Raw genomic sequence first — 22,848 nt, 5'->3', positions numbered from 1 at the left:
AGGAGTATATATTCCACTACCAAATAAGCTCCTCGGCCGACAAATAATCGGCGTCCTCCCAGAGAAGACCGACATCTTGCCGATACAACTGAGTGTCGGTGAGTACCGCGAACTGGTCGAGACGCAATTTCGGTGCGGCGAACATCGCGCGGCTGCAGGCGATCAGCCGCTCGCGGGCCTTAGGCGGTACTTGCACGATGTAGGGCTGAAGCTCGCGCGCAATCGCACCCGATGAAATTTGCGGGATGGACAGTTTTTCGATCAATTCGCTTGCCTTGTCGTCACCCGGGACAATGACCGGTACCATGCCGATTTCGATCATGCGGAATTTTTCGCCGACAGTGCGGTAGGAGAAATCGACTATGCCACCGCCGATCTTAAAATCGTCGAAGATCGATTTGGCATCCAGTCCTTGCGGACTCGCGCGCCAATAAACTTCGCCAAAGAAATCCTCAATGGCGGCAGGTGAGAACAGGTTGTCATGTTTATGCATCATGCGCGCCATGTCGCCGGACAGGCTCCTGATCTCGGGTGGCGGTGGATAGTCGGGGGCGCGAAATACCGTCAGGGTACTCTCGTCGAGCCAGCGCGTCCGCTCGCGGTTTACCCGCCCCGCTGCCTGCGCTATCTGATCGAGGCCGGCTTCGGCGCGCCAGCCTTTCGGGAAATCGATGTCCACGCCGGCCTCGATCAGTGAGGTCGCAATCAGACGGCAGGGCGCACCGGTCTTCAGTGCATGTCTCACTTTTTCAAGAATCTCGCGGCGGTGCACCGCATAATGGCGCGTGCTCAAATGCATGATGCCCTCAAGCCCGGCCGATTCGGCGGCCCAGTAGAGCGCAAGGGCATGCTTGCGACTGTTGACAATCACGAGCCCCTGCTCCGTGCGTGCGAGCGCACCGACGAGCGCCGTATCGTCCATGTCGCCGCCATACACAAGACGGACGCGCTGCAGTTCCGTCGCCAGTTTATCCGGATCTGGCGCAAGCTCGCGATCCTTAGAGAGGTTGAAACCGCCCTTGAAGCGAGGCTCACCCAAGGCCGGCTGGGTGGCAGTACAGAGCACAACGCTGCACCCGTAATTGCGGACAAGCTCATCAAGCGCAGCGACACAAGGACGCAGCAACGGCCTCGGAATAGTTTGCGCTTCGTCAAGAATGATTATGGAATTCACAAGGTTGTGCAGTTTGCGGCAGCGTGACGTGCGACTGGCGAACAAACTCTCAAAGAGTTGCACATTAGTGGTAATGACGACTGGAGCCGCCCAGTCCTCCATCGCCAACCGCATTTTGTCGCGGGCAAACCGCTCGCCCTCCTCGTTCTCGAGTCTGCGATCTTGGCGCTCGTCCTCGATCGCAGAATGGTGCGCCAGAACAACATCGTGGCCGAGTACGTTGCGGAATATTTCGACGGTCTGATCGATGATCGATGTGAACGGGATACCATAGACGATCCGGTCCATACCGTGAATTTTAGTGTGGTCGAGCGCGAATCCTAGCGAGGCGAGCGTCTTTCCGCCGCCAGTCGGCACGTCGAGCGTAAACACGCCACGTGGAAGTCCAGCTTTGCCTCGCGCATGAGCAAGAATTTGGGCTCGCGAGACGCTGAGAGGCATATCACCTGCGCGGGCCGGCAAATCCTTCATATACACGTCGAAACGATCTATGAGATCCGTAATAATCGCTGTCAGGTTAGGCCATTCCCGGTCGATGCGCTCGCCTTCAGCGCGCGAATAGAATTCCTCCGTATCACGGTAATCGGCATCGACAAGGCAGGAAAATAACATCCGTCCAAACAGCGCAAGCTGAAAAGCTACTCTACTTTTATCGACCTCGCCTTTATGGCGATATGGCATTAGTTTCGGGAGCAAGTCGCTGTACGCATCATGCGAAACCTGCTTCTGCCAAATCGGATCCACTGTCGGAATTCGCTTTCCAAGCCGTTCCAACAACGCACGGTCACCCAACCAATTAGGCAAGCCGGAATGGTGACCTGCGATGCAGTAAGCTCCGATCAGAACCGCGAGTCGATCTGCCGAAGTTGCAGCTTCAGATTTCCTGATTTCGCAGGCGCCGGCTGTTGCGTGATCTGGGCTTGGCCCTTTTCCACTGATATAGTCCTGAAACTCACGCGAATATTTGCCTAGGTCGTGAAGTAATCCAATGACCGCGCCCAAACGGCCAGCGCCAAACTTTTCTGAGCGCTGTGAAGTCAACCGAGATACAGCTTCCAAGTGCTCGGCTAGCGGCTGCCACAAGTCCAGATTCTGATCTTCCAGCGAATGAGCAAAGAACATACGATCCCAGATTCGATACACCGTTGGAAATCAAAATTCAAACCCATGAGCTAACGCTCTGGTGCCGACTCTCCGCGTAGAGAGTAGCAAAGTATGGGACAGCCGCAAGACGATCAGCCTGAGACGCGCCTTAGTACCTGCCTAGCAGACCAAGCCGCCAGATACGCCTATCGATTGCCAAGGTCTTCCTCCCAAAAATGCCCACGGGATCGGTCAAATAATTTCATTCGCTTTGCCACGAGGCAGGCGAATAGCAAGCGCGCGAACAGACGGAATGTTTTCAACCTGTCGGAGCTGATGTTCATCGAAGTGATCGCACACCTAAGGACCAGCTCGCCAGCAACCACACTCGACTGGCTGACCTGTGCGTACGCTTGTTGGTCGCGCGATGCGCGGACGACGAAATGCCTGGAGGCTTGAGGCGCTAGCTGAGCGCTTCGCGCACTTAACCGGCTATCCCCGGATTCAATATTTGACGCAATGGCGCTTGCCCCTCGCAGCAGCTAACAGACACCGACGCCAAGTTCGTCGCGGTGGCCGAGGCAGTCGGCTACGATTCTGAAGCGACCTTCCGCCGGGCGTTCAATGACCGGAGCTCGGGCGAATGGCGATCGGCGTCGTGCTTGCCCGCTGCGGAGAAAGAATAGAGATGGGATGCTCAGAGACCGCTGGCCAAGTGCGATCTCGTCGAGTTTCGATCGGCGCGTAGCGCAGCGGCGTTCGGATATGCCAATGCGTTGCGATTCTATGAGAGGATCTAGCCGCTTCTTTTCCGAGCTGTCAGGACTCGGAAATTGGTTAAACACGTATTTCACGGATGTTCAGAGGTCATCGCCGTCTTCTTGGTAGGATTGCGATATGGTGTGCGCGGTTCGCACGGGCGATCGTCGTCGTCATCGACGGCGCGCGTAACCACTGGCGCGCGTGTAACCGGCGCGTCCTCAAACTCGATGTCGTCTGGCGTGGTTACGCTGGTTACGCTCTGCGGGTGCTCGGCCGGATCGCACTCGGCTCGTGATCGATGATCTTTGGTTCAGGAAGGCGCGGACGAATGGCTTGGCCGGAGATTTGCTGCGCGAGAATCCGAAGCGGGCTGTCGGTGGCCTCGTTGTGCTCGAGCTCGCTGCCGTCAGCAAACCTGCTCCATCCCGTAGATACGTTTGCTCCCCGCTCCGGCGTATAGTCGGTAGGGCATCCTGTGATGGGCGCCAGCAACTGGTGGGAAGCCCGCTTACCGCAAGCAAAACCGGACGGTCGGTGGTGCAGTTCGTCTCACTTGCGCGTGGCTCGGCGCGTCCTTGGCCCAAGCATAAGTGCTTGGCGCGTTTTCGAAGATAAATGAGCAAACCGGGCAGATGCATGAACAGGCCGCCATCACAGCGCGGGAAATTCTGGCGACGTTCACGCGAACCCAGAGGTCTCATGTTGAAGATCTAGACCGCATTGAGTTAGCCCGCGGCGCTCCGGCCGGAGGCGAAACGATAAAGGCCGCCCGAAAGTTCTGAGCGGGCATCCGCCGGCCATGATTTTACGGTTCGGCGATAACACGAGCCGATAGGGATACACCTCACGAAACTCAAACCGGACGTATCGAGCAAGGCTGGCACCGACAAAGACAAGATCATGATCGGCTCATCACCGATCATCGCGGCGGACAATCCAGAGCGCGAAGAACTGATATTCGCCGAGGGCATCGAGGAGGGTGGCTTGATGGCTACGCCCCGAGAAAGCAGCAGACTGACAAGACTGCCACGCCGAAAACAAAAAAGGGCGGCAGAGTAGAAGCGCGCACAGCGCTTAGATGTTGGTCTGGTCGGGCGGCACGCCTTTAGGGAGCTGCGCGGCTCCGTCTGCTTCTTCGCATGTCACGTTCTTCATGCCCACGCCGTAACAGGTCATCGACAGTGATCCCATGGCGTAGCCGCGTAGCAAAGCCTGGGCATCCCTATCTTCCGCGGCCAATCCGGCCGTATAGAGTAGCGGGATGAAGTGATCAGGTGTGGGGACAGCCATGTGATAGTCGGGATGTTCGACAGCTCTCAAGATATCGGCAGGCGCTTCGGTCATCTGGCGAGCCACCGCGTCATCGAAGCGGTGTGCCCAGTCGAAGCCAATATCAGGGCGGCTCCACTCGATGCGGCGAAGGTTATGCACGATGTTGCCGCTGGAGAGGATCATCACGCCTTGCTTGCGTAAAGCTTTCAGCTTGGTCGCCAGGTCAAGGTGATAGTCCAGCGGCTTCAGAGCGTTTATCGATAACTGGACGACCGGGACATCGGCTTTCGGAAAGAGGTGGGCAAGAACGCTCCAGGTGCCATGATCGAGGCCCCATTGATCCCGGTCGGCACCGACCCAGTGCGGTTTCACAACCTCCGCCACCTCGCCGGCTAATTCAGGCAGGCCTGGTGCGGGATATTCGAAAGCGAACAGCTCCTCTGGGAAGCCGTAGAAGTCGTGAATGGTGCGCGGACGGGCCATAGCGGTCACGGCGGTCGCCCCGATGAACCAATGCGCCGACACCACCAGCACCGCGCGCGGTCGTGGCAAAGTTTGTCCAAGCTTCCGCCATGCTTGGGTATAGCCATTATTCTCCAGGGTGTTCATCGGACTTCCGTGGCCGATGAAAAGGGCAGGCATGGCGGCCACTTCAAAAACTCCCGTTCAAATACCCTACAAGTTCAAAGGCGCCGACGATGTGAGCACCGCCGTTGCATTTCAGGCGTCCCGAGGGAGGACAGACAGTACGCGTGCAATGAAGGCCGCGTATTCTTCCATGAAGGTACGCAGGAATTGCTCGGTCGATGGGACGGTGACCTTGCCATCATCGGTAATGAGGCCGGACGTAAATTGAATGTACGCTTCAGGGGCATTCATCTGCGGGGAATTGCAGAAACTCAGAACGCTGCGGAGACTTTGCTGGGCGACCGCGGTGCCGATCGCACCGGGGGACGTCCCGATGACGGCCGAGGGTTTGCGCGTAAAAGAATTCTTGCCGTAGGGTCGGCTTGCCCAGTCAATGGCGTTCTTGAGGCCGCCAGGGATCGATCGGTTATATTCAGGGGTCACGAACAAAACAGCATCAACAGCGGCGATGGCGTCCTTGAAGGCGCGCGCGGCGGGCGGAAAATCCGCATCATAGTCGTAGCTGTAAAGCGGCAGTTCGCTAAAAGAGATCTCTTTCATTTCGAGATGCGACGGCGCAAGCTTAACAAGAGCCACGGCGAGTTTTCGATTTATGGAGTCCTTGGCAAGGCTACCGATCAAATATCCAACAGCATGTTTTTTCATACCAACTCCTCCTTCTTTAATGAGGGACATTGCCTCTATAATATAGAGATCACTAAGCTCTGTCAGACGTTTTCGTTCTGATGGGACAAATGTAGTTCGCGTGAACGATCATAGCTTCTTGGAAAAACTTCGCTGTTCGGCACTGCTCAGTTACAAAGCCGCGAGAACTTAGCTCGGCTAAGTCCGAGCGCGCCGCATTCGATGTAGCTCTCAATACGACCTGGATAAATCACAGGAATTTTCTTTCGGTTCGCCTGGGTTTGAAGCGGCGACTGATCGTCGTTTGTTACACGCGCGCGCTCTCAGCCGCTTTGTGTCCCATCAGTGGCTGAACACGTCGCAACGGAGCTCGTCCGCCTGCAATAGGTCACTCCGTTCTCGTACCTCGGGTTCCATCCTTTGGTCGCTGCGCGTGAGGCTCGTCGGCAGCCTCTTCGATTTCAGAATTGAGTTCTGCGCCAAGCATGATCACGATTGCTGAAATCCACATCCACGTCATGAAACCGATCGCAGCCCCGAGCGACCCGTACGTCGCATTGAAGCTGCCAAAGTTCGCAGCATACCAGGAGAAGATCGCAGAGGCCGCAAGCCAGAGCAGTGAAGCCAGCGCACTGCCCCACGTTATCCAGCGCCATTTTGGATCGAGCGAGTCGGTAGGGCCAAATCGATACAGCAAAGACAACGCGATTGCGATTGCAAGCCAAATTAGAGGCCACCTTCCATATCGGAGGAGAGCATCGAATAGAGCGTCCAACCCGGCGCACTGTAGAAACACCGGAAGAACAACGACAGTCGCCAGGGCGATGATTGCAAACGCGATCGCACCAAGTGTGAAAGCAAGCGAAATCAAGTTGAGTTTGACGAAGCTCCGCTCTTCGTTGGCTCCATAGGCCACGTTGATTGCGTCGAAGACGGCCTTTACGCCGGCATTGGCGCCCCAGATCGCGATAGCGACGCCAATAATAAAGCTAACCCCCAGTGTTCCGGTGCCTGCTGAGCTTACCCTTTGGATTTGACCCCCGACAACTTGCACCACCCCGCCAGGTAGTAACCATGAAAGCTGGTCCAGGTGACGTTTGATCGCTACGGGGTCCGCGAATAGTCCATACAGTGAGACCAGAGCCGCGACTGCAGGAAAGACCGCTAACAATCCATAGAATGTGACGCCAGCTGCGACGGCAAGGACGCGATCTGCAGAGATACTTTTGTAAGTACCTGCCAGAATCTGTTTCCAGCTTCGCTTCGGGGGCTTGAATTCTCGCTTTAAGACTTGTGGTGGGTCCATAAGAAAAACTGTCCGGCAATTGAGTCCAGCCGTGGATTGCCCGCGAGCGATGCATCCGGACCGATAAGCGAGGTGGGCGTCGTTGGTTCCCCAGCACCTGCCGCCTAGCAGCCGTTAACCTGGATTCGCTTTTCCTCGCACTTAGCCAGAATGGGGGCGGCGAAAAAAAGGTTGAGAAGGCTTTTGCTTCTCATGGATGTGCGGTGCTGCGTTGCTTCTGATTGGCAACACGAATCCTATTTGAAATCTTGAACTTGGCCTCTTCGCGGGGCAGAAAGTCGCGCTTGGGCAGCGACGTTCCCGTTCGCGTCCTCCTCCCGATCCTCCTCAAACCGAGCATCCTGAAAACTTCGCACGTGTCCATAGCGGTTACCTGATATATTGGCTCGCTGGGAGAGAGACAGTGCTCGGTGGCCGGCTGCCTACAACGCAAATTCCGCCGGAGCAAATGGCCTCCAGCAATTCGCGATAAACGCGCGGCCAAAACTCCTCGTCTTTCGGATTGGCCTTGCGCGTTCCACCGCACACCGCAATCCAATGTGCTGAGGAAAACAACGGCATAAAGCCGTCGCCTTCGGGTGTGATCAGAGGCGGCAGGTCCCCACTCCAGACGTTTCCTCTCCTTAATGGCTTGTATTGCTTCCGTCGGTCGGCGGCGTCAAATTCATTCATGCCACTCAATCTCCTGAGATCGTATTCTACGCCCGCCGATACCCGATGACCAGACACGTCAGGGTAGGCGTTCGTCCTTCCCAAGTGACAAGGCCGAACCGCTCAAGTGTTGTAAGCGTACGGAGTGGGCAATCAAGACGCTGCCAGCCACCACTGCCATCCGAGCCGTAATACACGATGAGGAAGGGTTTCCCCTCGCCAAGCTCGCCGATGGCCCGTTCAGCCCGAGCCAAGGTATCGGGAGCACGGCAAACGGAATACAGGGGACGGGATTTCCATGGTCCATCAAACTTGACCTATGAGCGGCGCGAAACGGAATTGACGATCGAGAAGCGGGTGCAGGCCACAGCCTGACATTCATGCAGGGTCAGATTGGAAGCCCAGGGTTTTTGAAGCTGAGACTATCCGAGAAGGACCAGCAACCGATCGCTATCTCGCAACGCCAGAGCCTCTCGCATCTTCGGTAGGATCAATGCGTCTCATGCAGATCATGCAGATCTATAGCCCAGCATTGGCCACAGCAGCTGCACTATCTCCGTCAAATCAGGTCCAGCCAGCGCTATCGAGAAGATCGGCTGCATGGCTTCCTCCAATGACACGTTCTCTGGGGTGCGGGAGCGCGTGCATTGGATAACGCTGAGGCGACGCGTTGGTCTCTCTGGAAGGCTCAGCCGTCTTTAACCAGCCCCTTGAACGAGCTTTGCCGCAGCAATCCCTCAGATGTGATGTCGCGGTATTCCACCTCGGCTGCAAAGCGCGGCTCTACCCACGTCGCCTTGGGTTTCCTGACCGGCTTCGTTAGCGGCGACTTCGCCGTCACGGCCGTGTCGAGCTGCTTACGTATCTTGCTCGACGCGGTCCGCGACCAGCCGGTGCCGACCTTGCCCATGTACACCAGCTCCCCGCCTTCGCATCTGCCGAGATAGAGGGCGGCGACGCCCGTCGGGTCCTTGATGAAACCCACGACGGGGAAGGTGCCGCGCTTGGCCGTCTTGACCTTGATCCATCCCTCGTTGCGGTCGGAGCGGTACGGCGCGGCGCGGTCCTTCGAGACGATGCCCTCCCAGTTGAGCTTCGCGGCGTGCTCGAACATCTCCGCGCCTTTGCCCGCGATGTGCTCGCTGTAGTGAAGCGGCGTCTTCAGCCCGCGCGTATCGAATAAGTCCTTCAGCAGGCGTTTGCGCTCAATCTGAGCAACCGCGCGCAGGTCGTAGCCGTCGAGATACAGAAGGTCGAAGGCGTAGTACTCGATGCGTCCCTGCCTGCCGGCCGCCAGCGCCGACTGGAGCTCGGAGAAGTTGGTGCGGCTCTCCTCGATGACTACCGCCTCGCCGTCGAAAATCGCCTGCCCGGGAATATCGAGCGCCTTCGCGATCGCCGCGAAGCGCTTGGTCCAATCGAGGCCGTTGCGGGTGTACGCCCTTGCGTGCCCGCCGCTCGCGTGCAGCTGCACCCGGTAGCCGTCGTACTTAATCTCGTTGAGCCACTGGTCGCCGCTCGGCGCCCTCGCCTTCAGCGTGGCGAGCTGCGGCTTGATGAAACCCGGCATTCCCGCGGTCTTCGCGCCTTCGGCCGGTATGCCGGGAAATTTGCGCCTAGCCACTCAAGCCGCCAATAAAAGTCCGCCGCGCTGAAAGCAACGGCGGGCAGATGAGTCCATAGGACGAACTAGCCATAAAGAACGTCATAAAGGTTGCTTCGGCGCAGGTTCGGGCGCGCTCGCCCAGGCTTCGAATTCGGAAGCGGCCTCAGCGCGCCTAATCGTCTTGAGCAGTCTATCGCGCTCACGGCCTTCCGGAAGGCTGGCGGCCTCGGCGCGCGCCGCCGCAGCGAACTCCGCAAGGCGGTCATGAAGCGATCTAGTCTGCTTCGCACGGGACCTGGGCTTCATGAGAATGTCCCCTCGGCGTCATGCGGGCGCTAGCGCCCGAATAGCAGCCAGAGAAGGAGGATAACGGGTAGCGGCATTAAGCCAGGGCAGCAGTCTGCGTCCCATTATTGTCCACCTCCGAAGTAGACGATGTAGACGACCACGAAGGCCGCGATAACCAGTCCCGTGCCCGCGATCAGCACGTTCCGCACCGTGGGCCCACGTTCCGCGCCGCGCGCTTCCCTAGAAGTCTCGACGACGCGCCCGTTTTCTATCTTCGCCATGGTCTTCTCCTCGATAGCTGCCATTGCTTCGATGAGGATGGAAATATAGTTGGCAACGGATGGTTCCCTTCCAATCGATAGCTCCGTCCAGGCGTGCATCAGGACGAACTGCGCGGTCAGCGCCCACCATCATCCTATAGAGAGTCCGCTGTCGCAGCCTGCCGAAGCAATCGGAACCGGGCCTATCCTCGGTCGTTGCCTAAGGACCCGGGGGACGCGAGCAGCGACTCAGTGAGCGCATCCCAAGCCGGAACTTACGGCCGAGCGGCGAGCGGTTCCTAAGCCCAACCTAGCAATTTCAACCTAGCAAGGAGAAAGCGGATGGCTATGGATGGAAAATCCGACAACCTCATTTCAAGCGACAAGTACAACGGGAAGGCTGTCTACGGCGCCGAAGACAAGAAGATAGGTTCGATTGAATCTGTCATGGTCGATAAGTCAAGCGGCGAGCCGGCCTATGCCGTGCTCAGCATCGGCGGCATCCTCGGCATGGGAGCCGAGCACTACCCAGTCCCTTGGCGGCTGCTCCGATTCGACTCCGAACTGGACGGCTACTGCAGCGATATTAGCGGCAACCGGCTGAAGGGCTATCCGAAGAGCGTGTTCGGCAGCTCCGGCTCCGAGCTGTTCGATTGGACCGCGGAACGCGCGGAGCTCGATTCCTATTACGACAACATCGACACCGTAACGACCAAGAAGGGCGCAGAGAATCCTATGACGAGAAGCAGCGGCTGACGCTTCACAGCGTCGGCCCTTGCCGTGAAGTGCCATGTAACGCTCTCGGAAGCGGCTCGGGACGTGAGAGGCCCTCACGTCGGGGCCTTTCACTCTGAGGGTGGCGGCGCTTGGCGAATGCGCCGGCGAGGTCTCCCCGCGCAAACCGCATGAACACGCACTTCGCCAGGTTGAATGGGACGATGGGTAATGAAGCGTCGCCCATTTCTCCTGGCGAGGCGCAGGGCGTTTGAAACGAGCACGGATACGGCCGCCTTGGGTGGCGTACTCCCTCGCGAAGAAGAGCGCGGGGTCGTGCCGGTCGCGTCGTTTTGCAACCATTGTCCCTACGTCTAAGTGATAATCGACCGCATGGTTGCGGACGCGCGGGAACTGATGTCGGAGGGCGTTGGCTTTGCGGCGATTTGCTCGAATGATGCAACGAGGCATCCCGAAGATTCATTTGAAAATATGAAGCATTTTCGCAAAGGCGCACAGCTTCCCGTTTCCTTATCTGCACGATGAGACCGAAGCAGTCGCGCGAGCGTATGGGGCGGTGTGTACGCCGGACTTCTTCGGTTACAGCGCCGACCGCAAGCTCAAGTACCGCGGTCGGCTTGACGAAGGCCGCAAGACTCCGCCCCGAGCTGGGGCGCCCCGAGAGCTCGTCGAAGCCATGCGCGCGATTGCGAAAAACGGTGTGGCGCCGCAGGTGTCAGATTCAACGACGGTATCGAGGTCATCCACGTGCCGGCAAACCACGCCGCCTGATCGCCCCGTCACCCAAAATCTCGCGAAGGTCGGCAGCGTCCCGAATACCACAATCGAGAGGGTGGTTTGCTACAGCTGCTACGGTTGCTACGGTTTAGATGTCAGAATTGCGCCCTGCCCCTGCTACACTTGCTGCAGTTGCTACACTTCGCCCGCGGATTATGAGACCGTAGCAAACGTAGCAACTGTAGCAGCGGCCGAAGTCATTTCTGGGATTTTGAAGCGCAGGTAGGCCATCTTACTCACGCTCCCCTTACCAGCCTGACCTTTCGGGGACGGTCGGAAACCCCGGTAATCCAGCCGTGGTTTATGAGTACCGCCAGCGCCGCTTCAGCAGCTTTTTTCGTTCGCAAGAGTGAAGGCCCGAACTGCATGATTTCCCGGAGAGCGATCACATTCTTGCCGCGCTCGCGTAACCAGTTGAGCATTTTTTCAGCCTCCAGAAGTTTCGGATCGGTGCGGGCAGCCTGTTGAAGGCGAACGGCCTCGTTCATGTACCAGTCGGCCAGCGTCAGGGCCGAACGCATGGCTTCAACGTCGATGGTGGTGGCGTGAAAATCCTCCACAATTGTCAAAACACCAGCGATCCGCGCCGCGTGCTCCGCAATCTTGGCCGCGAAATCCTGCACAGGCTGCAGATCGCCTCCCGGCCCGCACTGCCGCTCTATTTGATTGTAGAACGCTTCCCACAAGGCCGCTGCATCATCGGTGATGGTCAGCACGCGCGGTTCAAGCTCGTTCCTGCTGCCTTTGGTCAATGGCCACGGCGCTTCAAGAATGGAGAGGATGCGCGCGCCATAGGCACGGATCGCGGCGTCGTCATCTGCCGATGTTTCGCGATAAGTCCGAGTGCCAGCGATGCTTTCGGGAGCGGCCACAAGCACGCGGGACAAAAGTCCCTGATCTCGCAAGGTTTGATCGGCCAGGAATTGAGCCGCCGCCTCAGGCTGCACCATCAGGTGCACGGACAGACGCCGCCCGTAAAGCACCGATACGCCGTCCTGCGAGCGAATGCGCTTGATCGGCTGCCCATCCCACATTTCCGAATAGCCCGCAGCGGTGCGAAGCCGATTGTCTCGCGACAAGCTATGCCCGCCGACGAACATGCCCCCCTCGGCGGTGAAGATGCCAAGTCCAGCCTGCGCGGAAACCCATGCCTTATGTAGCCCCTCAATCGTCGGGTCGGGCGCCGTCAGGAATGGAAGAAGCGGATGTTCTGGTTCGGGGCCAAGATCTACCAGTGCGGCCTCACGGCCTTCGAAATCAAGCTTGCGGTCATTTTCGATCTTCTTTTTCTCGCCGTTCCATGCCGCGTGATTTATCAACCACGATTGACGCTCGCTATCATACCCTTTTTTCAGCTCCTGCTCGTACTTGCGGATCGGCCAAAGGGCTTCATTGTCGGCGGTAGACTTTCGGTCGCCCGACGCGGCCACTGTCACGAAAAAGAGCGAAAGGGGCCTCTTCTGACCATAGGGTAGCATCACATCCGCATGGGGCTGCGCTGCGAGCGCGGCGGCGGCAAACACCGATTGGGCAGCGACAGCCTCGGACACCTGCACTTTGCGGGCGATGGCGGCGGCGGCGCGGGACAAGACCGGGCCAAGCGCGTTGACGGGGAACGGTTGGGCTGGCGGCAGCGGCGGGAAGAGTGGGAGCGGCTTATCGGCCACAATCTGTCTGGCTGGCTTTGCCCCCTCCAACCACCCCGCAATGTCATTGTCCGTAAGGTCGGCTGGAAGCAGATCAGCCAAATCCCAAGCTTGGGGCATACATGGCGGAATACCCACGACGTAGGTCGCTACGGCTATGCCCTGGAGCAGATCGGCTACGGTGTCGGCATATTTCGCTCCCGGCTCATCGGCATCGGGCCAGATCACGACACGGCGGCCCTTGAGAGGGGACCAGTCAGCCTTTCGGGCAGCATTTGAACCACCGGGCGACGTAACCACTACGTAGTCTTTGAAACGCATCATCGCTGCATCGGCGGTCTTCTCGCCCTCGACCACCAGCACCGGGGCATCAGGGCGGGCGGCAAGGCGAGCCAGACCGTAGAGCGGGCGCGGCTCAGGGAAACCCTTGCACCGCCATTCCCGCTTGCCGTTCGGGCTCTCGCAAAAGGTGAAGGGCTTCACCTGTTTGGCCGCGGGCAGGCCGTTCGCCGGCCGGTCATAGCGAACGACGTATCCAAGGATCTGGCCTGCGGCGTTGAGGTAGCGCCATTGGGTCGTGAAAGTGTACCCCTCGGGGCAAGAGCGATTGATGATTTCCATAGAGAGCTCTGGGGCATCCGTTGGCACTGGCAACACCGGATGCCATTCGTCATCGGGCGCCGGTGACGTAGCACTGGTTACGTGCAATGGCGCGAACGCCTCATCTTGGGTGAGCATGTTTATTCCTCGCGGATTCCCAGCATCGCAGAGAGCCGGCGCGCGGCATCGATCTGCGACAGATCGAAAAGAAAGGCGGCAAGGCTGATCGGATCGCCGCCGGCATCACCCGTAGCGAAGTCGGCCCAGCGGCCTGTGGTCATGTTGATGCGGAAACTTCCCGCCGTGCGGTCGGTACGGCGCGGGTTGCGAGCGACATACTCGCGCCCCTGCCTTCGTCCACCCGGTAACCACCGCGCCAAAAGCGACGGCAGCACCGCGAGCGCGGCCATGTTGACGCGCGCAAAATCAATCGCGTTCATACGCGCGCCCTTTCAATCTTGGCAGAAATCGCGCAACCAGTCCGATTTCGGATAAGTCGGATGCCGACCAGCGGCCTGATAGCGCATGATGTCGCTGACGAATTCGCGCTCACGCGGCTTGAGGCGGCCACCGTCGGTATGCGGTCAAGGATGACGATAACCGGCTCTGGCGAAAGGGCTTGAGAAGCCGTGAACGATCCGGTATTTTCGGAATTGATCGAAGCGCCAGCAAGATTGTTTTTCGGAGGCTCGCATTTTGCCGATGCGAGCCTCTTTTCATGGTTGTCCATGACTATGCCACCTCCTGCCCGACAGGGACGAGGCGGTTACTCAGCCACTCCTCGACGTCTTGGCGTTTGAATCGAGTGGCCGATCCGAGCTTAAAGCTCTGGATTCTGCGTTTGGCTATTTCCCCGTAGAGAAACGTTCGACCACACTTCGCAAATGCACAAACTTCGGCAACCGTCATGAGGCTGCCATCATCGCTACTGGGAATATGGTGGTGTGTTTGATCAGCTTTAAGCTGCGGGCTCATTCTGTGCGCTCCATCTGGTGGGGAGCCCAGCGCACAAAAAAAACGCGCAGGCGGGGCAACCCAAGGCTGGATTGCCGCGCATCCTACGCGGTTAAATAATCATATATGTGAGTCGCACAATGAATCCAAGCGTGACCGTGCTGTTACGCTAACGCTCGTCTTCATACCCCCGCTTTTTTGAACAAAACTTCCTGATGAAGTGGTCACCATAAGCCGCCCACCATGCCATCATCTTCACTCGCTCGTGGAATATCCTGAGGTTGCGACCGGATAGTCCGTCCGTGCAATTCTGCGACCCGACCCAATAGAATCGGCTACAAAGATACAAAAGGCGATTTTATCATCCGGCCTTGTCGGATTTCAGCTTCGCTAAAATCCCTAGATCCATCGTCATCGCGCGCGTCCTTCCATCCTAACCACATTCCCGCCGTGTTGTGGCACCAGCGGCACGACTGCCGCCCGAGCGAGGTCTTCCAGGGCACTCGCGATATATTTCGCGTAGTGTCGCTCGATCATTTTCACGGAGGTATTGTGTAATTTAGCGACGTGCTGGATAGGCAGACCATTTCGCAGGGCGCGGACGATGCTGGAGTGTCGCAGCGCATACGGAATTGCTGCCGGCAATCCAGCGCGCTCGCGGATAGCGCGCCAGGGGCGAACAAGTTCGGCCGTCTTCCACGGAGCCCGCTCTGATTTCTTCCAAGCAATGCTGCCGGCCTCCTGATCGTAACTCCATCGCTCCAACAGTGGAGCTTCGTTCGGACGACCCGCTATCGCAGGCAATAGCGCCTCAATCACATCCTGGCCCACCGGAATCGGGACGGCCCCTCCGTTCCCGCCACGACCCTTGTAGGAACCTGGCATCATCAAGCGCCGCTCTTTTATTTGTGCGTCGTTGACGCGCATTCGCCTTGCCTGAGCAAACCGTGCGCCAGTGGCGGCGAGGCACACGACAAGCCGATACAGATCGCCCTCATATCCCTGGTCGGCATCGATTTCGGCCGCGGCCCGAAGCAGGATGCCGATCTGCGCATCCGTAAGAATCTGGTTGTCTCGCGCGACGGATGCCTCATCGTCATCATCGATGCGCTCAGCCTTAAACCCGTCCTTCACGATGGAAAGGAATGTGGGATGGAGTTTCTTTTCTTCCGCCGAAAACCGAGGCCAAGCTGCGTTTAGCGCAGCCTTCAGATCATTTATGAGCCGCTGCTTTGTCGTGGCCTTCAGTCCTTCGGGCAGGTCCTCGCGCCATCCCAAAAGATCATCTTCCTTCAAGGCATGGAGATAGACTGCAGCGAGAGGGGCGGCCTTAACCGCTTCTCTATTACCGCGTTTCTCCTGGCCAAGTACGTAGCGCCGCAAGCGGCGACCGGCATCGGATCGAATCTCGCGACCGACCCTGCGGCTATCACGGGCGTTGCGCTCCCGGATGTATGCCTCAACAGCTGTGCTCACGGCGGGCGCTGGCCCGGCCGCTCGCGCCGCCTCTTCTGTTCGGAATATGGCGAGGCATTTCCGCGCTTGCTTCTCCGCCTCCTGAAAGGTCAGGGTTCCTTCGGTGGGCTTATCGTTAAGGTCATTGGCGGGGCCGATAGGCGCCTGCTTGTAGTTGGCGCCATCATAATGATTGCGCCAGCGCACAAGCCACACACCACTGCGTGCCCCCCGTCGATAGCCAAGGTGCGCCTCGGCATCGAGGCGGCGCCAGTGCACGCCAGCGCCAAGTTTGGAGCGCGCCTTCGCAGTGGTAATTTGAGCCTCTATGAGCGTCCTTGTCATACCCCCGCCTCCAAGTCGTCGAATATCCGTCAAATATACATCAGCGTAGGGCAGCGACCAGTGACGAATGAGATTCAAGTAAGATGTTGATATTAATTGGACAGTGGCGGACGTGAGTGAACGATTGAGCAAAAGCTTTTCAGCCCTCTCAAGGCTGAAACAGGGGTTCAATTCCCCTAGGGAGCGCCAATGATTTCAATACCTTGAGCAGGAAATCGGCGCTGCCACTCTTTGCTTCTTCAATTTTTCTCCAACGCGAAATCGCTCCTCGTCCGCGCAGCCCAGTGCTGCTACTGGCGGTGGAGCGTTGCCCTCCGAGGCCACGCGGTGATTTCTAGACAATATTTGGTCGACGCACCTCGGCGTCAAAACCCGTGTTTCTTCAGAAGTTCGGGTGTGGTCGCCCAAGCCTTACCAGGAATACGACCGATGAACTCATCAAACACTCGTTTGAATGCCTTCTTGCCCGCGGCCTCATCGAAGCGGGCGCGCTCTTCCGCGGTTAGCAAAGGGTGGACGTCCGCGAGAAACCCGCCCCGCTCGAGTTTCTCGAACATACGCTTTTCGGCTTCCCACCGCGGGATCGGCTTTTGTTTGACGTACTCGACGAACATGTCGACGGTTCGCTGCGCATTGAGACCCTGAAAGACGTTAAGCGCGTGTGAAAGGTCTATGAGGTCGCGCCCCTTATTGCGCTGCAGGAGCGCGCGAATTTTTGTCGATAGCACTTCCTCAGGGGAGAAGGTCGAGATGTTGGCCTCGCCGGAGAACCAAGGATTCTCGACCTTGAATGGCAATGACTTGGCTGGATCGAGCGCTACGATCTCGACTTCGTTTACCTCGACCTTCAGCCGGATCGTGGACGAGCCATCCTCCGCCGCGACCGTGTAGCGGAGCGAAGGCGCGGTCGGACTGCGTTTGTATTCAGGATCGCCCAGCCAGGGATCCAACACCTCATGTATGCGGTCCCAAATCGGCTTTGATGCTCCTTCTTTCGTACGGGCCAGGTCAATGTCTTCGGAGTAACGCAGAGGCTTGGGGAAATGCAGCTTGTTGAGGGCCGTGCCACCGCGAAAGCGCAATTCGTCACGCAGAAAAGCATCTTCAAAAAGGTTTACGAGCGCGCGCGCAATGAGAAGGTCCTGCTCTATTTGACGTGGTTCAGCCCACGGCGCCACTTTGGACCAGGCAACGATGTTTTGGTTCGGAATCATTCGTCGATCTCCGGTTCGCGCTGGACGGTCACGCGCCATCGCTCGCTGCGTTCGGCCGGTGGTATCGAGGGGGAATCATTGCTGTGCCTTTGCGGTTCAAGCGCAACCCAAGGCACGGTTTTGGTTGCCGACAAATGTTTGTGCATCGCGTCCGCGCGTTCTGCATGCCCCAATCGATCAAGCAGGTAGCCTAGGCGTTGCACACAAGCACGGTCGAAATTTCCGGCAATAGTAGCAAGGCTTTCACCGTCAATTTTTGCGCCGAGATCGTTGAGAACGGTGGCGACGGCGTCAACTCCGCCGGCGACGTGGATATAGCGAACCAGGTCGAGAGCGGTCAGTTCAGGTGATGAGACCTTCATTGTGCCGGTATCCGTCTTGCGCTCGATGATCCCCTGGTAAACCGACTTCATCTCTTTGCGGAAGTGAAAGGTAATCCACGATCGACCGGCGCGTATTTTCCGCAACTGTCGATCGGTTACGACCTGAAATTCCATGACAGCGTGATGGGTGGCCCCATGCAGTTCAGCTGCTTTGAGGAGACCGACGTAGTACGGCCGGTCCTCATGCTTCATCAACGCATCGATATACCAAGATGGCGGCGGAGCGTGCCACGATTGAAATTGCGGCGGCACTGCAACGTAGAATCCGTGGCGTGGGTTGAATAGCTTGTGACGCTTCTGCAGTCGGGCTGCTGCCTTCAGGAAAGCGCCTTCGGTAATGCCGAGCGCGGCGACTGCTTCATTGCGCGTAAAGGTTATTCGGCCCTCCGCTTGGAGGCCGTCCAGATAGTCTACAAGGCTGGATCGCATTTCTAGCGCCATATGCAAAAATAGGCCGAAAACGTCCATTCTTCAATACGATCCAAGTAAGTCAGCTAATCCCGTACGCAAAAACAACCTAAATATGTCCATATTTGCATATGATTCATATCTTGTTCCGCAGAGCGATTTGGAGAAAGACTCAACTAATCGCGGAAACCGGTCAGTTCCTCGCCCTGCTGCATAAGAAAGAGCTGCGCTTCTTTGAGAAACGCAGCCCTCCGTCAAGGCCAATCAGACATCAATTGACTTACCAGCGGAAAATACGCCGGCCCAGTTTTCCCACTTCCTGGCCCAGGTGTTCGACACCACGGCCGATATCCTGGGGAACGCTGTGGGGGGCTCTTTCCCATGGGATACTCGAAGAACTCGCGAATACCCTTTTCATCCGTCTTGCCTCCGACGGACACCGTCGAACCGTCGCGGCAAACGGTCGGCCCGTTCGGAATATTTGAGCATCCAGGCTCCGGCTGCTCCGTTGCAGCAGCCACACCCGCGCTCACGACAAATGCCATGCTGGCCATAAGAAGTCGTTTCGACATTAGTACTTCCTTTCCTTGCTAAATTTGAAGCGATGAAAGAGCCGGGAGCAAATGCGAGTAAACTGCATTCGCTCCCGACCGTTTAGCGGCGTTGGTTTGTCTGCGAACCTTTGACGTTCAGGTTCTTGCCATCAGTGTTGACGTCAACGGTCGTCGTAGTCGACGAGGACGAATTGCCCCTCGTCTGGGAATAAGTTGCGCCGCCGCTGAGACTTGGCTTGCCTTTGTCCAGGGGGATCGTGCCTTGGACATAGACCGTAGTCTGTTCTTCGGCGTGAGCTGAGGGGATGAGAACGCCAGTCAGCACAAGGGTAACAGTGGTGAGAACGAAGAGGTTCATTGTGCATTTCCCGAGTTGGTCAACGCACATAGGATGTCACCCAATCGATCAGACGTTTGCAGAATGGGCCAATTTGAAAATGTCGCTTTTTAATCGCCACCCAAGCAAAAGGCCTCTCGCAATTGTGCGAGAGGCCTTTTCAATCTCGTCTATTCGATCGACGGTCAGATTAGGTTACATGGCCAGGCGACAATGCCAGTGCCTGCTGGATTGCGACCGCGTTCATCAATGCAAATGTAAGCAAGATGGCAACGATGCGACGAAGCGTTGAGGGCGACTTGATATGTCCGGGCATTGTATGTCTCCTTAGTTTGCAAGATTGCGAGTTTTCTCATCCGACTCAACGAGTTCAAGCGCAGGCTCGAGTTGCGAGAGCAACTCACCCGTGAGCCACTTGGGACGCCAATTGCGAACAGGGGTAAGTTCGTTCCTGTCGATTTTCTTCGCCAGAAATACCAGCCGCGCCGCGGTCAACATCATGTTGTGACTGGGTCTTGCGATGCGAACATCGAGTGCCCCGCGGGGCTTCCCGCCTGTATCCACCAGGCTTGTAAGTTCGCCGAGATAGAGCGCGATGCGCGGATCGTTCGTCCAACTCGCCGCCTTGAAACCGGTCAGGAGGATGTGAGGGTTCGCAGAGTTGCGCGCGAAATCGTGCGAAAGCGGAAGTGTTAGTTGATTGCCGTTGAGGCCATCAAGCATGAACGTCGCGAAAAAGGCATTCAGCAAGCTACGGCCGGCCAGGATCACGTCGGCCGCTTCGGCATTTGGGCATGCCACAATAGCGTCGTGCAGGCGCCTTTGCACCTCACGTCCAAATTTGAGCGATTCGGAGTAAAGCCGCGCCTTCTGCGCTTCCTCAGCGAAGCGCGCGCGATAAAGGCGCATTTGCTGAGCCAGGGAATCGAGCGACGCGCAATCGAGATTCCACTCCGCGAGCGTGGCGGCATCGACGGCTTTGGTCTCGTAGAGGTTAATGATCCACTTCCGTGCGTCGCGCAGGAACTCTTCGGCGGCGCGAATGAGGTGCTCGAGTGGCCTCTTCTCGAAGTCGGCGATGCGCAGTGACAACTCCAGTTCTTGGCAAGCGACGCCAATACGGGACGAAGTATAGTAGAGACGCGCGATTGCCGTCTTCTCAAGCCCGGGGGGCGTCGGGGTGCCTTCCGGATCCTTTTCGAAACGAGAGATCTTTGCGGTGGAGAAGAGCCGTTCGCCGTTCACAAGCGCGGCTTCATCGCGGACTTCCTCTTGGGTCATTGTCAATCGGCTCGCAAATTTGACCCCGTATCGGCGTTCAATTTTGACCCCTTCGCGCGGCGTGGTTTGAGGGTAGCGCTCGACTCGTCGGAGCTGGCCGGGATTGCGGAGACGAGACGAGCGCGGGTGGCGTGATCGTCGTCGCGGCTTTTGAAGCGCCAGCTGTCGTTACCGGTTTCGACGATGTCGCAGTGGTGGGTCAACCGGTCGAGCAGCGCGGTGGTCATCTTGGCGTCGCCGAACACGCTGGGCCATTCGCCGAAGGCGAGATTGGTGGTGACGATGACGGAAGCACGCTCGTAGAGCCGGCTGACGAGATGGAACAGCAACTGGCCGCCGGATTGGGCAAAGGGCAGATATCCGAGTTCGTCGAGCACGATGAAGTCCATCCGGGTCAGATGTTCGGCAAGCCGGCCCTGACGTCCGTTACGGGTCTCGATCTCGAGGCGATTGACGAGGTCGACCACGTTGTAGAAGCGACCGCGGGCGCCGGATCGGATGCAGCTTCTGGCGATTGCGATGGCCAGGTGGGTTTTGCCTGTGCCGGTGCCGCCGACGAGCACGACGTTGCGCTGCTGGGCGATGAAGCCGCCGCCGGCGAGATCATTGACGAGCGTCTGATTGATCGGCGTGCCTTCGAACTGGAAGTCATCGAGATCCTTGGCCAATGGCAGCTTGGCGATGGTGAGCTGGTACTTGATCGACCGCGCCTGCTTCTCGTTGATCTCGGCGCTGAGCAGGTCGCCGACGATGTGCTGAGGTTCGTGCTGGCGCTTGACGGCCGTCGCCATGATCTCGTCGAAGGCAGCCCTCATTCCGTAGAGTTTGAGCTCACCCATGAGGTCGAAGATTTGGGTTCGTTCCATCAGATGGTCCTCCGGAGGTTGTCGTAACGGGCGCAATCGGCGATCGGCGCATGGCGGAGCGTCAGTGCCGCCGGCGTCATAATGTTGGCCGGTGCAGCGGGTTCGCGTTGGCGAGCCAGGATGTTGAGAACGACGTCAGCGGAATGAACGCCATGAGCGATCGCCTCGGCGCAGGCGGCTTCGACCGCCGACAAACCGTCCGTCAGCACCGCATTGAGGATGTCGACCATCTGTCGATTGCCGTCGTCGGTGCTGGCGAGCCTGCGCCGGATCCGTTCGATCGCGGCCGGCAACACCCAGTCCTTGAAGGGTGCGCCGTTACGTAAGGCCCCGGGTTTGCGCGCGAGCACCGGCACGTAGTGCCAGGGATTGTAGGTCGTCTCGCCGCGTCCGAACGATCGCGGATGCTCCGCAACGATGCGCCCGTCCTGACGGATCACGATGCGATCGGCATAGGCTTGAACTTCGACCGGGCGCCCGACGGCGCTGGCAGCGACCGAGTATTTGTTGTTGTCGAAGCGCACCAGGCAGGTCTTCGAGACCGATGCCGGCACCGCGTGGAATCCGTCGAACCGGCCAGCATAGGGAACGAGCTTGGGCCGCTCGGCTTCGAACACCTCCCAGACCGTCTGTTCGGCCAGTTCTGGATGTCGGTGCGCCTTGGCGTAGGCGATGCACTTATCCAGAAGCCACGCGTTCAACTCGTCCAGGGTTTTGAACCGCAGCCGTGGCGTGAAGAACCGTTCCCGGACCAGCCCGACCTGGTTCTCGACCTGACCCTTCTCCCAGCCCGACGCCGGCGTGCAGGCGACCGGATCGATCAGATAGTGGCTGCACATCTGCAGGAAGCGGCGATTGTAGCGGCGATCCTTGCCGACGAAGATCGTCTCTACCGCCGTCTTCATGTTGTCGTAGATGCCGCGGCTGCAGGTACCCTTGAACAGTGCGAACGCCCGGTCGTGGGCGTCGAATACCATCTCCTGCGTCTCCCGCGGATAGGCCCGCACGAACAGCATGCGGCTGTGGCACAGCCGGACATGAGCGACCTTCACGATCGCCGTCACGCCGTTGAGGAGAACGATCTCATGGCTCCAGTCGAACTGGTAGGCTTCGCCCGCCGCAAAGCTCAACGGAACATAGGCCGCCGCGGTCGATTGCCCGCGCTCCTTGCTCCAACGCCTGGCGTAACGCCGTACGGCATCGTAGCCGCCGTCATAGCCGCGTCCGCGCAACTCTTCGAAGATCCGGATCAGCGTCAGCTGTTCGCGAGCCGATTTGGCCGCGTTCGCCGCCAGCAGTTCATCAAGCTCCGCCGCCCAACGCCCGAGTTTGGGGCGCGGCTGGATCGAACGCTCATACTCGAACAAGGTCTTGCCCGACCTCAGCACCTTCCGGACCGTGTTCCGCGACACCTTCAGGTCACGGGCGATCTCCTTGATCGTCTTGCCCTTGATGAAGTGTTCGCGCCGTATCCGCGCAATCGTCTCCACGATCAGCATCCCCGACCACCTGCTTCATGACAAAGCAGGCAGCGCAACAGCCAACCTGTAGGGGGTCAATTTTGGACGCCGATCCCCCGGCTTACGGGGTCAATTTTGCATGCCGAATGACAAAGAAGG

19 protein-coding genes are annotated in these 22,848 nt (G+C 58.3%); 2 read left to right on the top strand and 17 right to left on the bottom strand.

Annotated features, from left to right (window positions below):
• Positions 1-16 precede the first annotated feature (16 nt).
• Entirely contained in the window at positions 17-2,296 is a 2,280-nt protein-coding gene (locus tag NB311A_RS01825) for a CRISPR-associated endonuclease Cas3'' (protein ID WP_009796703.1), read from the bottom strand.
• A 1,623-nt stretch (positions 2,297-3,919) separates the two neighbouring features.
• Between NB311A_RS01825 and NB311A_RS22180 the strand changes: the two genes are divergently transcribed.
• A complete protein-coding gene (locus NB311A_RS22180) occupies positions 3,920-4,078 on the top strand; it encodes a hypothetical protein (RefSeq protein ID WP_009796700.1) in 159 nt (52 codons plus the stop codon).
• Positions 4,079-4,093: 15 nt separating this feature from the next.
• On the opposite strand, the gene ygiD is transcribed toward NB311A_RS22180, so the two are convergent.
• The 6 genes from ygiD to NB311A_RS21690 all read right to left on the bottom strand — a co-directional run bounded on the left by ygiD (position 4,094) and on the right by NB311A_RS21690 (position 9,695).
• Positions 4,094-4,933: a 4,5-DOPA dioxygenase extradiol gene (ygiD, locus tag NB311A_RS01810; protein ID WP_009796699.1), complete on the bottom strand. Its 840-nt coding sequence runs from the start codon at positions 4,931-4,933 to the stop codon at positions 4,094-4,096.
• A gap of 78 nt (positions 4,934-5,011) precedes the next feature.
• The gene (locus NB311A_RS01805; protein ID WP_009796698.1) at positions 5,012-5,584 is read right to left on the bottom strand and encodes an NADPH-dependent FMN reductase; all 573 of its coding nucleotides are present in this window, start codon (positions 5,582-5,584) and stop codon (positions 5,012-5,014) included.
• A 367-nt stretch (positions 5,585-5,951) separates the two neighbouring features.
• A complete protein-coding gene (locus NB311A_RS01800) occupies positions 5,952-6,869 on the bottom strand; it encodes a YihY/virulence factor BrkB family protein (RefSeq protein WP_009796697.1) in 918 nt (305 codons plus the stop codon).
• A 369-nt stretch (positions 6,870-7,238) separates the two neighbouring features.
• Positions 7,239-7,541, bottom strand: a complete 303-nt coding sequence (locus tag NB311A_RS21505) for a hypothetical protein (RefSeq protein ID WP_131522866.1) — start codon at positions 7,539-7,541, stop codon at positions 7,239-7,241.
• Between the two features lie 667 nt (positions 7,542-8,208).
• On the bottom strand, positions 8,209-9,090 hold the full coding sequence (ligD, locus tag NB311A_RS01795) for a non-homologous end-joining DNA ligase (RefSeq protein ID WP_207382330.1): 882 nt from the start codon (positions 9,088-9,090) through the stop codon (positions 8,209-8,211).
• Between the two features lie 446 nt (positions 9,091-9,536).
• A complete protein-coding gene (locus tag NB311A_RS21690; protein ID WP_165475205.1) occupies positions 9,537-9,695 on the bottom strand; it encodes a hypothetical protein in 159 nt (52 codons plus the stop codon).
• Between the two features lie 321 nt (positions 9,696-10,016).
• On the opposite strand from NB311A_RS21690, the gene NB311A_RS01780 reads away from it, so the two are divergent.
• Positions 10,017-10,430 (top strand): PRC-barrel domain-containing protein, encoded by a 414-nt coding sequence (locus NB311A_RS01780; protein ID WP_040673753.1) that lies wholly within the window; start codon positions 10,017-10,019, stop codon positions 10,428-10,430.
• Between the two features lie 992 nt (positions 10,431-11,422).
• Here the strand turns inward: NB311A_RS01780 and NB311A_RS01770 are convergent.
• From NB311A_RS01770 to istA, 10 genes are all read right to left on the bottom strand, one after another.
• The gene (locus tag NB311A_RS01770; protein WP_083780350.1) at positions 11,423-13,570 is read right to left on the bottom strand and encodes a DUF3987 domain-containing protein; all 2,148 of its coding nucleotides are present in this window, start codon (positions 13,568-13,570) and stop codon (positions 11,423-11,425) included.
• 2 nt (positions 13,571-13,572) lie between these two features.
• Entirely contained in the window at positions 13,573-13,872 is a 300-nt protein-coding gene (locus NB311A_RS01765; RefSeq protein ID WP_009796689.1) for a hypothetical protein, read from the bottom strand.
• A 292-nt stretch (positions 13,873-14,164) separates the two neighbouring features.
• Positions 14,165-14,341 (bottom strand): helix-turn-helix domain-containing protein, encoded by a 177-nt coding sequence (locus NB311A_RS23010; protein ID WP_371256453.1) that lies wholly within the window; start codon positions 14,339-14,341, stop codon positions 14,165-14,167.
• A 456-nt stretch (positions 14,342-14,797) separates the two neighbouring features.
• Positions 14,798-16,186 (bottom strand): tyrosine-type recombinase/integrase, encoded by a 1,389-nt coding sequence (locus NB311A_RS01750; protein ID WP_009796686.1) that lies wholly within the window; start codon positions 16,184-16,186, stop codon positions 14,798-14,800.
• A gap of 365 nt (positions 16,187-16,551) precedes the next feature.
• Positions 16,552-17,400, bottom strand: a complete 849-nt coding sequence (locus NB311A_RS01745; RefSeq protein ID WP_009796685.1) for a nucleotidyl transferase AbiEii/AbiGii toxin family protein — start codon at positions 17,398-17,400, stop codon at positions 16,552-16,554.
• Positions 17,397-18,251, bottom strand: a complete 855-nt coding sequence (locus NB311A_RS01740; RefSeq protein ID WP_009796684.1) for a type IV toxin-antitoxin system AbiEi family antitoxin — start codon at positions 18,249-18,251, stop codon at positions 17,397-17,399. Before NB311A_RS01740 ends, NB311A_RS01745 begins: the two co-directional genes overlap by 4 nt.
• 594 nt (positions 18,252-18,845) lie before the next feature.
• The gene (locus NB311A_RS01735; RefSeq protein WP_131522865.1) at positions 18,846-19,103 is read right to left on the bottom strand and encodes a hypothetical protein; all 258 of its coding nucleotides are present in this window, start codon (positions 19,101-19,103) and stop codon (positions 18,846-18,848) included.
• 306 nt (positions 19,104-19,409) lie between these two features.
• On the bottom strand, positions 19,410-20,363 hold the full coding sequence (locus tag NB311A_RS01730; protein ID WP_009796682.1) for a hypothetical protein: 954 nt from the start codon (positions 20,361-20,363) through the stop codon (positions 19,410-19,412).
• Positions 20,364-20,365: 2 nt separating this feature from the next.
• Positions 20,366-21,229 carry an IS21-like element helper ATPase IstB gene (gene istB, locus NB311A_RS01725; RefSeq protein WP_009796681.1) on the bottom strand — a complete coding sequence of 288 codons (864 nt, stop codon included), beginning with the start codon at positions 21,227-21,229 and terminating at the stop codon, positions 20,366-20,368.
• On the bottom strand, positions 21,229-22,728 hold the full coding sequence (gene istA / locus NB311A_RS01720; protein WP_009796680.1) for an IS21 family transposase: 1,500 nt from the start codon (positions 22,726-22,728) through the stop codon (positions 21,229-21,231). The genes istB and istA overlap by 1 nt, the downstream gene beginning before the upstream one ends.
• Positions 22,729-22,848: the final 120 nt, after the last annotated feature.

The organism is Nitrobacter sp. Nb-311A (assembly GCF_000152905.1).
Classification (GTDB): Bacteria; Pseudomonadota; Alphaproteobacteria; order Rhizobiales; family Xanthobacteraceae; genus Nitrobacter.
This window is presented reverse-complemented; position numbering and strand designations above follow the sequence as displayed.